16 protein-coding genes and 1 pseudogene are annotated in these 13,531 nt (G+C 44.2%); 5 read left to right on the forward strand and 12 right to left on the reverse strand.

What is annotated here, in order from left to right; translation table 11 throughout:
- Nucleotides 1-76: 76 nt before the first annotated feature.
- Entirely contained in the window at nucleotides 77-736 is a 660-nt protein-coding gene (locus DMO16_RS17985; protein WP_061973847.1) for a TerC family protein, read from the forward strand.
- A 65-nt stretch (nucleotides 737-801) separates the two neighbouring features.
- Here DMO16_RS17985 and DMO16_RS17990 read toward each other — a convergent pair whose 3' ends face one another.
- The 3 genes from DMO16_RS17990 to DMO16_RS18000 form a co-directional block, all read right to left on the reverse strand.
- Nucleotides 802-1,536, reverse strand: a complete 735-nt coding sequence (locus DMO16_RS17990; RefSeq protein ID WP_129479051.1) for a ZIP family metal transporter — start codon at nucleotides 1,534-1,536, stop codon at nucleotides 802-804.
- A 66-nt stretch (nucleotides 1,537-1,602) separates the two neighbouring features.
- On the reverse strand, nucleotides 1,603-2,937 hold the full coding sequence (locus tag DMO16_RS17995; RefSeq protein WP_061973851.1) for a CitMHS family transporter: 1,335 nt from the start codon (nucleotides 2,935-2,937) through the stop codon (nucleotides 1,603-1,605).
- A gap of 166 nt (nucleotides 2,938-3,103) precedes the next feature.
- Entirely contained in the window at nucleotides 3,104-3,973 is an 870-nt protein-coding gene (locus DMO16_RS18000; RefSeq protein WP_061973853.1) for a LysR family transcriptional regulator, read from the reverse strand.
- A gap of 152 nt (nucleotides 3,974-4,125) precedes the next feature.
- Between DMO16_RS18000 and DMO16_RS18005 the strand changes: the two genes are divergently transcribed.
- Nucleotides 4,126-5,280, forward strand: coding sequence for a 2-methylaconitate cis-trans isomerase PrpF family protein (locus DMO16_RS18005; RefSeq protein WP_129479056.1), 1,155 nt, complete (start codon nucleotides 4,126-4,128; stop codon nucleotides 5,278-5,280).
- Here the strand turns inward: DMO16_RS18005 and DMO16_RS18010 are convergent.
- The 6 genes and pseudogenes from DMO16_RS18010 to DMO16_RS18035 form a co-directional block, all read right to left on the reverse strand.
- The gene (locus DMO16_RS18010) at nucleotides 5,277-5,975 is read right to left on the reverse strand and encodes a membrane-spanning protein (RefSeq protein WP_241840592.1); all 699 of its coding nucleotides are present in this window, start codon (nucleotides 5,973-5,975) and stop codon (nucleotides 5,277-5,279) included. The genes DMO16_RS18005 and DMO16_RS18010 overlap by 4 nt on opposite strands.
- Nucleotides 5,962-6,069, reverse strand: a pseudogene (locus tag DMO16_RS18015) (SDR family oxidoreductase); the annotation flags it as partial. The pseudogene DMO16_RS18015 and the gene DMO16_RS18010, both read right to left, overlap by 14 nt.
- Before the next feature lie 106 nt (nucleotides 6,070-6,175).
- Nucleotides 6,176-8,125, reverse strand: a complete 1,950-nt coding sequence (locus DMO16_RS18020) for an ABC transporter permease (protein ID WP_129479058.1) — start codon at nucleotides 8,123-8,125, stop codon at nucleotides 6,176-6,178.
- The gene (locus DMO16_RS18025) at nucleotides 8,115-8,876 is read right to left on the reverse strand and encodes an ABC transporter ATP-binding protein (RefSeq protein WP_129479060.1); all 762 of its coding nucleotides are present in this window, start codon (nucleotides 8,874-8,876) and stop codon (nucleotides 8,115-8,117) included. The genes DMO16_RS18020 and DMO16_RS18025 overlap by 11 nt, the downstream gene beginning before the upstream one ends.
- Before the next feature lie 104 nt (nucleotides 8,877-8,980).
- The gene (locus DMO16_RS18030; RefSeq protein WP_129479062.1) at nucleotides 8,981-9,985 is read right to left on the reverse strand and encodes a sensor histidine kinase; all 1,005 of its coding nucleotides are present in this window, start codon (nucleotides 9,983-9,985) and stop codon (nucleotides 8,981-8,983) included.
- The gene (locus tag DMO16_RS18035; RefSeq protein ID WP_129479064.1) at nucleotides 9,982-10,671 is read right to left on the reverse strand and encodes a response regulator transcription factor; all 690 of its coding nucleotides are present in this window, start codon (nucleotides 10,669-10,671) and stop codon (nucleotides 9,982-9,984) included. Before DMO16_RS18035 ends, DMO16_RS18030 begins: the two co-directional genes overlap by 4 nt.
- Before the next feature lie 176 nt (nucleotides 10,672-10,847).
- Here DMO16_RS18035 and DMO16_RS18040 point away from each other — a divergent pair, with 176 nt between their 5' ends.
- Nucleotides 10,848-11,150: a DUF4176 domain-containing protein gene (locus tag DMO16_RS18040; protein WP_061973866.1), complete on the forward strand. Its 303-nt coding sequence runs from the start codon at nucleotides 10,848-10,850 to the stop codon at nucleotides 11,148-11,150.
- A gap of 235 nt (nucleotides 11,151-11,385) precedes the next feature.
- On the opposite strand, the gene DMO16_RS25215 is transcribed toward DMO16_RS18040, so the two are convergent.
- Both DMO16_RS25215 and DMO16_RS25220 read right to left on the reverse strand, forming a co-directional pair.
- Nucleotides 11,386-11,559 carry a YolD-like family protein gene (locus DMO16_RS25215; RefSeq protein ID WP_277873764.1) on the reverse strand — a complete coding sequence of 58 codons (174 nt, stop codon included), beginning with the start codon at nucleotides 11,557-11,559 and terminating at the stop codon, nucleotides 11,386-11,388.
- Nucleotides 11,552-11,707, reverse strand: coding sequence for a YolD-like family protein (locus DMO16_RS25220; protein WP_277873765.1), 156 nt, complete (start codon nucleotides 11,705-11,707; stop codon nucleotides 11,552-11,554). The genes DMO16_RS25215 and DMO16_RS25220 overlap by 8 nt, the downstream gene beginning before the upstream one ends.
- A 189-nt stretch (nucleotides 11,708-11,896) precedes the next feature.
- Here DMO16_RS25220 and DMO16_RS18050 point away from each other — a divergent pair, with 189 nt between their 5' ends.
- On the forward strand, nucleotides 11,897-12,079 hold the full coding sequence (locus tag DMO16_RS18050; RefSeq protein ID WP_129479066.1) for a hypothetical protein: 183 nt from the start codon (nucleotides 11,897-11,899) through the stop codon (nucleotides 12,077-12,079).
- Between the two features lie 35 nt (nucleotides 12,080-12,114).
- Complete coding sequence (locus DMO16_RS24645; protein WP_129479068.1) at nucleotides 12,115-12,324, forward strand: hypothetical protein; 210 nt, start codon at nucleotides 12,115-12,117, stop codon at nucleotides 12,322-12,324.
- Between the two features lie 405 nt (nucleotides 12,325-12,729).
- Here DMO16_RS24645 and DMO16_RS18060 read toward each other — a convergent pair whose 3' ends face one another.
- Nucleotides 12,730-13,521 carry an enoyl-CoA hydratase gene (locus DMO16_RS18060; protein WP_129479070.1) on the reverse strand — a complete coding sequence of 264 codons (792 nt, stop codon included), beginning with the start codon at nucleotides 13,519-13,521 and terminating at the stop codon, nucleotides 12,730-12,732.
- Between the last annotated feature and the right edge of the window lie 10 nt (nucleotides 13,522-13,531).

A 13,531-nucleotide genomic window follows, 5' to 3' on the forward strand; every position in this document is an offset into this window, starting at 1 on the left:
GGATATAGAAAAAATAGTGGTAAACTATTATAATGTGATATTAGAGTGAATTATTTAACATAGACAAGGTGGTTTCATGGATAATTTATTGGTCAATCTTTTGGAAATCCTTCTTATAAATATTGTGCTGAGCGGGGATAATGCAGTGGTAATCGCGCTTGCCTGCCGGAATTTAGAAGAGCGGCACAGAAACAAGGCCATTTTCTTCGGTACGTTCGGAGCGGTATTTTTAAGAGTGGTATTAACGTTTGTTGCGGTTTATTTATTGAAGATTCCTTTTTTAAACTTTGTCGGCGGACTGCTGTTGTTGTGGATTGCCATTAAGCTTTTAAAAGGGGAGGAAGAGGGCGATATTGAAGCGAACTCCAGTCTTTCCGGGGCAATTAAAACCATTATTATAGCGGACCTTGTCATGAGTTTGGACAACATTGTGGCCGTTGCGGGGGCAGCCAACGGAAATATCGTGCTGATCATTCTTGGTCTCATCATCAGTATTCCATTAATCATTTGGGGAAGCCAGCTGCTCATGAAGATCATGACACGATTTCCCATCATCATCATTCTCGGAGCGGCATTGCTCGGCTATACCGCTGGCGAAATGATGCTGAAGGACAAGGCTGTCGGGCATTATCTCGAAAACATCGATTTCAATCTTCATCTCGTTGTACCGCTTCTGCTCGCCGTGCTTGTCGTTGTGATCGGCAAGTTCAGCGGCCGGCATGCAGAAAGTCATTAATTCAAAAAGATATAAAAGACAAGCCCTCTTTGTTGACAGAAGTCAGAAGAGGGCTTGTTTTTTTGTTATATTGTCGTCAAGATAAGCGAAACCAACAATCCGATGGCGGCGACCAGGCCGACAATGGATCCTCCTTCTTCAAAGGCTTCGGGCATCATGGTTGAACCGACCATGGTGATAATACCGCCTGCGGCAAAAGAGGCAATGATGGCCATGACTTCCTCTGAAGCATTTTCCAAAAAGAAATAGCCGCCCCACGCACTTAAAGTAGAGATGAAGAGGACAGATAACCAAAGAATCATAATTTTTTGTTTGCTCATATTGCTTTTCAGCATCCCTGACGTACTCGACAAGCCCTCTGGGATATTACTGATAAAAATGGCGATGACCAGCAGCCAGCTGACATTGTTGTTTTCGATAAGGCTGGCACCGATCATAATCGATTCGGGAATGGCGTCCATCACGGTTCCGATAAAAATCGCGAGGCCGGAACTGCTTTTCGAGGCATCATTTTGTCCGGCCGATCTCTTCCGCTGATGGCCTCCTTTTCGAGAGATAAAAAAATCCAGAATGGTGAACATGATGGCGCCCACCAAAAAGCCAGATCCTGTTGGGAGCAAACCTCCCGACCGGACAGACTCTCCGAGTAATTCATATGTAGCTGCACCAATCAACACCCCTGTACCAAACGACATGATAAATCCTATCACTCGTTTTTTGATCGGGAAGGCTATGGCGGCAATTGCACCCAGCAGCACTGCTGAACCGGATATGGCCCCCCACATTGCGGCAATCCACATGTTTCCACCTCCTTTAGGCTTATTACAGTTTTACCCAAAGGAGGCGGAAAAGTAACAAATGCGAAGTCAGAGCAGGGTTAACGCTCCCGTAAGCAGAGCGAGACATGTGATAACCAACGCGGTCAAAATGGCCCATTTGTACGCAAAACGCTGAAACGCACTAATATCGACATTGACCATACTGACAAGCAGGAAGGTGGAAGCCACCAGCGGGCTCATTAAATGGACCGGTTGCCCCATAATGGAAGCCCTTGCAATTTCAATGGGACTGACCCCGTAAGCGGAAGCCGCCTCTGCAAGAATCGGGAGCACGCCGAAGTAATAGGCATCGTTGGAAAGAACAAAGGTAAACGGCATGCTGGTAATGGCCACGATCGCCGGGAACAGCGGACCAGCCGAGTCCGGAATGATGGAAATGAGAGCCTGTGCAATCGCATCCACCATTTTAGTACCTGATAATATACCGGCGAACACACCTGCAGCAAACACAAGCAGTACAACGGTGAGTGCATTGTTCGCATGCGCTGCGATTCGTTCCTTTTGAAGATCTAGATTCGGATAGTTGATCATCAGCGCCATAATAAAGCCCACTAAAAATAAGGCTGGGGCCGGAAGTAAGCCCATTACTAAAACGGTCATTACAGCAATGACAAGTAATAAGTTGAAATAGCGGAGATGCGGGCGTTTGAAGCTTGCAGAATCACCATCTGCAGACATGGTTTCCTGGGCAGCGGCCAATTGTGAAAGGATCTCAGGATCTACCTTTTTATGCTTCAGATCGGCAATTCCAATCCGGCGGCGTTCTCTTTTTCCGAGAAGATACCCTGTAAAAACGACCCATAACGCGCCTCCGATCATGGTTGGCAGCAGCGGAATGAAAAATTCGGAAGCATCCAGCCCCATAACCGCGATGGCCCGTGTGGCAGGACCGCCCCAAGGGGTCATTCCACTCATGATGCTGAGCGAAAGCATGGATACGGTAGCCAGAATCAATGGATTCATCCCAATACGGATATAAAGGGGAAGCAATGCGGAAACAGCGATCATATAAGTGGTGGTTCCGTCACCGTCCAACGCCACCAGCAAGGAAAGAATGGCTGTTCCCATGGCAATTTTTACAGGATCTCCTTTAACAATCTTAAGGATCTTTTCTACGAGTGGATCAAACAAGCCGGCATCGATTAAAATACCGAAAAACAAAATGGCAAAGAGCAGCAAAGCAGCAGATGGTGCGACGAGCTTCAGTCCGTCCATAATCATCGTGCCCAGCTTCCCTCCAAATCCGCCAAGAACAGCAAAGACGACAGGAACAAGAGTAAGAGAGGCGATCGGTGATAAACGTTTTGCCATGATCAAATACGTAAACACCACAATCATGATAATACCAAGAATAGCCAGCATAGTACGAAAACCTCCTCATTTCTGTATACGCTTTCAAAACTGACGATTTAAAAAGCGTCTAACATGTTTGTTCAAGAATAATACACGTCAATGAATAAGTTAAATATATATTTTTTTATCAATTTAATAAAAAATATTTATAACGTAACTATGCTGGTTAGACGCGCTACAAGGCAGTTGATGGTTCTTGGTTCAAAAAATCAATAAATGCTTTGGCAACAGCTAGGTTGAGAGAATCGGGATGATACATCAGCCAGGTGTCACGAAGGACAGGTTCGTTATTTTTATACGAAAGCCCTTTAACAAAAAGGTTGTCTGAAGGCTGCAGGCAGATTTCAGGGACAATTCCGAATCCGAGCCCGTGCTTCACCATCTCCTTGCAGGTTTCCTGGCGGTCCACTTCCATGGCGACAGAAGGCGGGCTGGCAAAGTTATCATGCCACCATGCGGTGATTAAATTATCGAGCGATGTATCGGTTTTATAGTGGATCAGCGGCAATTCTGGCAGGTTTTCCAAATTGACTTCAGATCTAGAGATCAGACATAGCCTTTCTTTTGTCAGCAAAAATTTATCTCCCCGCCAATGGTAATCTCCTCTTAACACGCCAACGTGGATACTGGAAGCATCCAGCAGACTCATAATTTTCGTGCTCCAGCCGGTATTGACCTTAAATTGAACATCGGGATAGATTTTAGAAAATCGTTTAAGAATATCGGGAAGGCGGTATTGCGCAAAATTACTCGATACACCGATTCGAAGTGTTCCTTTAACCGCTTGTCCGATATTTGAAATGTGATCTTTTGTCCTCTGCAGTTCTTCAATCATTTGCTCTGCATATTTGGCGAGATATTCTCCCTCTGCAGTAAATTCAATTCCTCTTTTTCGTTTATAGAACAATCGGGTATCAAAGGATTCTTCGAGATGCCTTAGCCGGTAGCTCAGAGCAGGCTGTGAAATGTAGAGTTTTTCTGCTGCCCGCGTAATACTTTTTTCCTCGTACAATATTTTCATTAGTGTCCAGTCTTTCTCGTCCATTCTTCTCACTCCTTTTTTTTATCCTATCACTCCTGTTTTTAGTTATAAATATTTTTTAAGGTTTTAGATAAATAATATGTATTTAATTTATCGGAAGAATTGGACTAAGATGAGTTCAAAGAGAGAAGAGCAAATCAGTTGAGGTGATGATGATGACAAAAGTTCCGGTAATCATTATGCGGGGAGGAACAAGCAAAGGCGCATTTTTCAATGAAAAGGATATGCCAGAGCAGCGGAAAGATTGGGAAGAGTTTTTGCTGGATGTCATGGGAAGCCCGGACAACATGCAAATTGATGGTTTAGGCGGCGCCAATTCACTTACCAGTAAAGTGGCCATCATAAAGAAATCAGAAGCAGCCGATGTGGACATTGATTATACCTTTGCCCAAGTGAGCATTGACAAGAAAATGGTCGATTTTAAAGGGAACTGTGGAAATATTTCTTCGGCGGTTGGTCCATATGCCATCGAACAGGGATTGGTGACGGCAAGGGAACCGGTGACAAAAGTAAGGATTTACAATACGAATACAAAAAAGGTGATTATTTCTGAAGTGGAGGTAGAGGATGGAAGGGTGAAACTGGAAGGGAATTGTTCGATTCCCGGCGTGCCCGGAACCGGATCGCCCATTTACCTGTCGTTTGAAGATGCCGAAGGATCGGTGACAGGCAGGGTGTTTCCTACTGGAAATGCCATTGATTTCATTGAGACATCGTTCGGTGCCTTTTGTATCTCTATCGTTGACGTTGCGAATCCGCTTGTTTTTGTCAAGGCGATGGATGTGGGGTTGAACGGAATCGAACTGCCTGATGACTATTCCCCGGATTCATTAGCAAAACTGGAAGAAGTACGATCAATCGCTGCTGAGCTTTGCGGATTTTGTTCAAAAGAAGAGGCGACGGATCAATCACCTGCTGTACCAAAGCTTACGATTGTTGCAGAACCAAAGGATTACATGGATCTTGCCGGGCGGAAGCGGAAAGCAGAGGAAATGGATTTGGTCATTCGGATGATGTCCATGCAGCGGCCACACAGGGCATTGGCCATAACGGGGGCGGTATGTACAACAGCGGCAGCTTACCTGGAAAACACCATTGTTTCCCGTATGATTTCAGACCGGAACAGCACCCTTCGCCTTGCCCATCCGGCCGGGGTCATGGAAACCCAGGCAAAACTCTATGAAAAGAAAGTGCACGCGATAAAGGTGGTCCGGACCTCAAGAAGAATTATGGAAGGTTACGTTTACACCAAAAAAGAGTATGCAATGGCAACAACAAAAAATCATAGAAAAGAACAGCTCGTATTTTAAACGCGATGACCTCTCCATTTGGCGTATAGTGCAGCAGCCAATCCACCCGCTACACCGGCCAGGAGATCCCCCATGGTATCTTTGTTCCCACCGAGCTGCATGGTGTGGGTAGCTACCAGATCTCCGGTATATTCATAGATTTCCCAGAGGACTGAGGCAAGGGATGAAAAGGAGAGAATGAAAAGAAAATAAAGCCAGGGAGATACGCTGTCCCTGAGCTTTTCGGGCACGAACCGTTTGTAAAGCGACATGCCGCATAAGCCGACAAAGGCTCCTTTATAGGAATGAAGGGTGGTATCCCACCACGGAAACTTCAGATAAAACTGCATGATGCTGCCAAGGTACGTGGTACACAAAAGAAATAGAAAGTAACCCATAATAAGAACCAGAGGAAAGGGATTTCTTTTCAGAAAAAGCAGACCAAGGGGCAGCGCGCTGACTGCAATTCCGCCAAGAGCAACCTGCCAGCGGGAGGCATCATCTTTCATAAGGTAATAGATAAACAAGCCCAACATAAATGCCATAAAAAGCAAACTGCTCCACACCAAAATTTTTCGTTCCACCACGTTCACCTGCCTCCTTGTACTGTTATCAGTATGGCCAACAGGGAAAATATGAAACAGGAAAAAGCCGCAAGCACCGTTGCCTGCGGCTTTTATACCGTTTATTCCGTCGTTTCCTTTTGTTTGCTTCACGGAACTGTCTGCCGGCTTCCTCTTGCTTTGTGCCGGCAAGGGAGTCGATGAGCGGTGTTTCAATGGTTCCCGGAGAAATGGAGTTGACCCGGATGCGTGTATTCCTCCAAAGTATGTGCAGTAAACATGAGGTGCTGATGGGAAGCGTTACAACCTTGGCATGGAAAAACGCTCCGTGCCGTACAGCGCGGAGGGTTCTCCTATAATGCTTCTTTGATGACTTTTTTATAATAAACGACCGACAGGATTCCAAAGATGGAGTAAAGTGCAGTGTACAGAACCATAACCAGGATGATGGGTGTCCACAGCTCAGTTCCAAAAAGGAACCATCCGGACTTCACGGCAAAATAACTGTGGATCAGCCCCAATACGAGCGGAATCCCGAAGTTGAACAGCTGCTTGAAACGAATGCCCTTCAGCAAATCTCCTCTCGTAAACCCAAGCTTTCTTAAAATGGTGTAGTTCGGCTTTTCCTCTTCGCTCTCATCCATCTGCTTAAAATAGAGAATACAGCCCGATGTAATCAGGAAAGTCAATCCAAGGAAACCAACGATGAACATCGTCAGACCCATATTCTGCTTTTGATCTTGAAGCATTTCCACTCTTGAGAATTGGCCTGCTTTAAACTGTTGCTTCTGAAACAGGTCATCCGCTTTTTGCAGCTGGTTTTCGTTCGTGACATCAATCCCCACATAACGGGAAGGATCGGTTTTAAGGGAGGGATCAAGCCCGTCTTTAAGCTCGCGAAACACAGAATCATTCACTACCGCTGTCGGTAATCCGCGTGTAAAAGGGATGGAAACGACCGAATCCTTCTTCATGCCGATGTAGTTTTGCAGGATCTTCTCCTTTTTGGTTTTCCATATGATTTGGCCGGAGTCTTTGATCTTAAAAAAGGATTTTTGAAGATCGGTCACGCCAGTCAAATACATGTCTCTTTTCGAGAGGTTTTGGCCTTTTACACTGGAATCGCTGATCACTGAAATGCTCGTGTTTTTCGGATTGAGCCCTGTGGCTGTGGAGGAAGCTTCAAGCTTCGCCTCCATAACCGAGGATATATCCGCATTTATGTGGAGCACTTCAATGTTTGTTTCCTTGAAGCTAATATTATTTTTGTTTAACTCCTTCTTGAATGTGCCGGCCGCATCGGTGCTGGTGAACGAAAATTGGTTGGGCACATTGTTCCTGGCCGTTTTTTCAGCAGAATAGTAAGAAATATAGGTTAATGACAAGAGCCCAATGGCGAGTGCTGACACGGTTGTAATGATCGTCAGCAAAAGAGCGTTCGACTTCATCCGGAACATGATGGACGACAAGGAGAGAACCTCATTGACAGACAGATATCCGTTTTTCTTTTTGCGGACCAGGTTGAACACAAACCTTACAGATCCCTTATAAAACAAGTAGGTTCCCAGAATAACAGACCCGAGAATCGAAATCATTGCCAGATAAAGCTTGGCTTCGTTGTTGAAATCCCCGCCGAACAGCTTGGAAGATACATAATATCCCGCAATGATGAGAACCAGACCGAGTATTCCCATGATAATTTCCAGCACAGAGATTTTCTTTACTTTGCTTTCTGTCGATGAAACCGCGCGGAAGAGGGACAAAATGGTCTGTCTTTTGATAAAAATAAAGTTCGTTAACATGATGACGCAGTAGATGACGGCAAAGACTATGATCGTTTGGACCATTGCCTGTGCTGAGAAATGCAGGGTGGCAATGGCATGAACACCTGTAACCTTGTATAAAATCATGATGGCCAGCTTTGAAAAGGCAAAGCCGAAAAGGATGCCCAAGAGAACTGAGCCGAAGTATAGCAAGAAATTTTCAGCAGTGAGAATACGGAAAATCTTGCTTTTGGTCATGCCGATCAGCTGAAACAATCCAATTTCCTTGCTTCGTCTTTTAATAAAAATCTTATTCGCATATAAAAGGAAGATGGCAACGATGGCAATGAGTAAAACGGAAGCGGCTTTAAGTGCGGCTCCACCTTTAATCGATCCCTTTGCCTCATCCATGGATGGATCGTACTGCAGGGTTACAAATGCGAAATAAAGGGCGGCACTGAAAATCAGGGCAAAGACATAGAGATAATAGTTCTTCAGGTTTTTTTTCAGATTGCGAACGATCAGTTGATTAATGCTCATTCTGAACACCGCCAAGCACACCTTGTGTTTTCATAACATCCTTGAAAAATTCCTGTCTTGTCTGGTTTCCTTTGTGAAGCTGGGTGTACAGATACCCATCCTTGATGAAAAGGATACGGCTGCAATAGCTGGCGGCCACAGGGTCGTGGGTAACCATGATGATCGTTGCGTTACGGCTCCGGTTCAGCTCAGCGAGCTTGTTCAGCAGGTCAGAAGCCGATTTCGAATCCAGTGCACCTGTCGGCTCATCGGCAAAGATGATGCTCGGCTCGTGGATAAATGCCCGTGCAGCGGAAGTGCGCTGTTTCTGTCCGCCGGAAATTTCATTCGGGTATTTGTCCTTCAGTTCATAAATGCCAAGCTCGTTCGCGATTGTATGGAACCGGTGATCTGCTTCGGCGGGGGAGGTTTTTGTCACGGACAATGGCAGCAGGATATTTTCTTTTACCGTCAATGTATCAAGCAGGTTATATTCCTGAAAGATAAACCCGAGATGATGCTTGCGAAATTCGGCCAGTTGTTTTTCTTTCATCCCTGTAATCTCATTGCCTTCAATCATGACGGAGCCGCTGTTGATCCTGTCAATGGAAGAAAGGACGTTCAAAAGGGTCGTTTTTCCCGATCCGGATGGTCCCATAATGCTGACGAATTCCCCTTTTTGAAAACTGAAATCGAGTCCTTTCAGCACTTCTTGTTTGTTAAATTTATTGCCGTAGCTTTTGTGTAGGTTTTTGGCTTCTAATATGGTCATGCGTTCTGCACTCCTTTTGTTTCTTGATATCCAAAGTATAAAAGGAAAGAATGCTCACTTCCTTCGATTCGCCGAACAAAAGGGAAAAGCATGTGACAAAGATGTCACATGCCCGTAATCTTCAAGAAGTCGTTTGGTTTGGGGAACGACAGCGTAAATATGGTTCCTTTTTCCAGCTCGGATTGTACCTCAATCTCAATCAACAAAGAAACAGCGGCTTTTTTTGCCAGGTACAATCCCATGCCTGTAGCAGCATGATCCCCGTGGTGCGCTGTTGAAGTAAACCCCTTGTCAAAAATCCGAGGAAGGTCCCTCGGATCAATACCACGGCCATCATCCGCAATCCGGAGAAACGCTCTTTCGCCGTGCTTACCGGTGGAAATGACGATATCGGACTCCTTGCTGTATTTGACGGCATTCGTCAGCAGCTGTCGTACAATGAAGGAGAGCCATTTGCTGTCACTTAAAACAACGGTTTCTTCCAGCTGCATATCAAACCCGATCCCTTTTTGAATGCACCAGGATTGAAGGGTCTTTATTTCCGAGAACAAAAGATCCTCCAGGTCCACTTTTTCCACATACAAATCATTTTCCATAAAAGGGAGGCGCTTCTGGTGAAGCTGCTGGTCCAGCAGATAATGAATACGAAGCCATTCATAAAGAAAAGGGTTTTTCAGCTTTTCATCCTCCAGGCGGTCGATCATCAGCCGGAGAGCGGTCAGCGGCGTCTTCACCTCATGGATCCATCCCAGCAGTTCGTCTTTTGCCTCTTCCGTTTCTTCTTGATAAAAGGCTGCTTTTTCCTTTAAATAAGTACTCTGGCTGACCAGGCTGTTCTCTATGATTTTTTCAAACGGGGTTTCCGCTTCCGGCAGGCTGGTCAAATCAAAATCGTTCTCCCGTTCCTCCAGTAGCTGATAAAATTTCGTTTCCTTATGATAGCGAAAGACCAGGAACAGGGCGAACAGTATCAGTGACAGGAAAATGACGTAAAGCATCGAACCGGCAGGGATGGAAGAATCGATATAGCAAACGGAAAGAATAGCAAGCTGAAGAACGAGGTAAGCAGCAATCCAGCTGCGCCGTTCGGAAAGGAAAGCGCGGATCATGAGCTGCCCTCTTCTAAAGCCATATAACCCTGGCCGATCTTTGTTTCGATAGAGCTGCCCAAGCCAATTTCCTCTAATTTTTTTCGCAAGCGATTCACATTCACGGTAAGGGTGTTGTCGCTGATAAACCGCTTATCGTCCCAGAGGCTGTTGATCAGATGGTCTCTGCTTACAATTTTGTTTTTTTGTTCGATGAGCAATTTCAGGATAAACATTTCATTTTTTGTCAGTTCCACGGTTCCATCGTCATTGGATACCGTATTTCGGTCATAATCGACCGCCGCTCCGGCCCACGTCCGGAATTCCGTTTTTTCCGTATTATAGTTATACACCCGGCGAAGAATCGCCTGTATTTTGGCAATGAGCACATCAAAATGGAACGGCTTCTGAACAAAATCATCCGCTCCAAACTGCATCGACATCACCATATCCGATGGATGGTCACGCGACGATAAAAAGATAATGGGTACGTTAGAATGCGAGCGGATCATCCGGCACCAATGAAAACCGTCGAATTTAGGCAGTTGAATATCGAGGATCACCAGGTCGGGATTAAGGTCTGTATACTCCTGAAACACAGAGTTAAAATCACTGATACCGTAAATCTCATAAGACCACTGGCTGAGCCGTTCTTTCATCTCATGAAACAGCGAGGTATCATCTTCTACAAGCAATAGTTTAAACATTTTCAGTTCACCACCCGATCGTATCCTTTTTCCCCATATTATAGCAAAAGGGTGATGGCTGCATAAGAACGAATGGATAGATCCTTGAAAATCGGGGAATGAAGGAGAATAGATATCGTATCCATAGTGAAAACGTGTGATGGAAATGGAAGAGAATAAGTGAAGGAGGGCAACCCATGACAGAAAAATTCCCGCTGCCGATCGGTACGGTTGTTACACTCGAGGGTTCTGACCGCCCCGTGATGATTTATGGCCGCATGTCGATCGCAGCTGATGAGGTGCTGTTTGATTATATTGGGTGCAGCTACCCAATCGGGCACAGTAACAGCAATAACAACGTCTACTTTCAGCACTGCAAAATCCAATCCATCCTTCATAAAGGCTATATCTCCGACGAAGAAGAGGATCTGAGCATCAAACTCGAAGTAGAACGCGAAAGGTTAAGGAATGATGAGGAAACTAGTGAAGAAGGAAATTGAGGAAAAAGCGTTCAGCAGGGCTGCACGCTTTTTTATGGGGTGTTTTATGTGTGACCCGTTTGGTGAGTAAAAGGTTGGAATTCCGTGCCGTGGAAACCTACGTTCCGTGGAATGTTGCACAAACCGCGAAAAGGGGAGTTCAGGAGAATGGGAGTTTGGCGGTCTGCCTGCATCGCTGCCCATCTTTTTCCCTTAACTGGTCGTTTTGTGAGTTATGAATAATCGGTCTAAGAGTTTAATTTATCTTTACATCAATCAAATCGTCTTGTTTAAGTTTATGTATTTCATCGTGGTAATCCACTATCCTGAATTCCCGTTTATAAGTGTCAACAAAATGCACTTTTCCAATCAATAAATGAAAATCATCGTGTTTGTAGTATGTAAAGCATAAAAACAAATCTTCAGCCATTGCTGGTCTCTTCAATCTGTTGGAGCTGTTGCTCATCAAGTTCTGGTTTCACTTTTGTGCTTTGGTCCCAGTCTAGTTTCCTTAATTGTTTAACATGCTCAGGCAGCGTCATCGCTGTCCATATTATACTACCTCTGTCTCTAATCAAATGGGCAACCCCCTTTAGATTATAATATATCCGAACATACATTCTTATAAACCCTGTGATTTTAACCTATACTGCAAATATTGTCACAAGACACAGTCTAATTATTGTAAAATTGTGTGGTTGTGTTAACTTTGAATATAATAATCAAGAAACTGAAAGATTTAAAACGAACCGATCGGAGGGATAAACATGGCTAACGAAGAAGAAAAATTAAAAGCCAAGTTAAACGCTCACTTAGATCGTATTAATAAGCAGCATGATACCATCCGTAAATTACAAGATGATGGAGGATCCTATAAACATCTGGATAAGAAAGATACAGTCACAGTCTACACAAATGATAAAAAAGCAATGAAATTCTGGGAAGAATAACCCATGGAAAACGAAAAGCAGAAATTGGATACGTCTTGGAAGATTCTTTAGAATACGGATTAACTAAGAAGTCTGCCGTTCTTTGCTCTCCTTATAACATTGGTTATTTATCCAGAGAGAACCTTTCTGAGCCTTTTGGAAAAGTACCGTTAACCGACATGGCAAAGGTGCTTGATAAAATGGAACAGGTCAATAAAAAGGAACATAACTTACATATGAAATTAGTCAGTGAACATGAAAGGTGATAATTTACCGATCTTGCAAAGGGCCGTGCGTATTGCAATATGAGGTGTTTCCTGAACTACCTTGCTAAATTCAAATGAGGTGGCCGTAAAACTATGAACAGTACACAGCAAAGTCCAAATCATCAAAAAAGGATCGTTAGGCCTGTATTTAAAATTCTTATATGCCTGACTTTGTTGGCTTGTGTAGGATTCGTCATTTTTCTTTTAGTCACTCATTTTACGAATTGTTTTTGCCGGCAACCTAACTATACAACCTGACACTGTGTTAGCTTCAAGCCCATTACGTTCATTTTTTAAAAAAATTTAATCGAACCGCCTACTGACAAATAAAAAAAGCGAGGATTTCTCCCCGCTTACGCTATTTGTTTAATAAGCTTCTTTTAAAAAATGTTTGGAGCTATAGAGCTATTTATGTTTAAAATCCGGTTTTCTTTTCTGTATAAATGCTTGAACACCTTCCACTACATCGTGTGTTTGAAAGACCTCACCGAAATATTTGGCCTCTACGTGAAGCCCTTCTTCCAGTGAACCATTACAGCCCTCATGAACCGATTTCTTAATATAAGATAGGACCGGCAATGATAATTCCGTTAGTTTCATAGCAATTTCTTTTGCTTTTTCTACCGACTTTCCTTTTTCAACTACATAATTCAGGAGACCTATTTTCTCTGCTTCTTGGGCCGTTATCGGCTGGCCCGTATACATCAGTCCCTTTGCCTTTGTCTCACCTATAAGCCGCGGCAGACGTTGTGTTCCCCCCGCTCCTGGAAAAAGTCCAAGCTTGATCTCAGGCAGTCCAATCAGTACATGTTCTTCCGCAATCCGCAAATCACAAGCAAGCGCAAGTTCACACCCTCCGCCTAATGCAACTCCATTTAAGGCAGCTATGGTAGGTTTGTTTAATTCATAGATTTGATGAAAGGCTCTTTGCAATTCCCTGGATTTCTGTTTTGGGAGCTCCTCTCCTTTCCCCATCCATTCAGGAAACTCTTTAATATCCGCTCCAGCCATGAACGCTTTGTCACCTTTTCCTGTAATAATCACAGCGACAATGCTTTTATCGTTTTCCAGTTCTTCTGCCCATGCAGATAACTCAGAAACTACATGGCGGTCCAGTACATTTAACGGTGGGTTATCAATCATTAAGATTGCTATTCCTGCTTCTTTATGACATGAAATTGCTTTTGTCCGCACCATTTGCTTTCAA

Origin of the sequence: Fictibacillus sp. S7, assembly GCF_004127935.1 — a bacterium.
Taxonomy (GTDB): Bacteria; Bacillota; Bacilli; order Bacillales; family Fictibacillaceae; genus Fictibacillus_C; species Fictibacillus_C enclensis.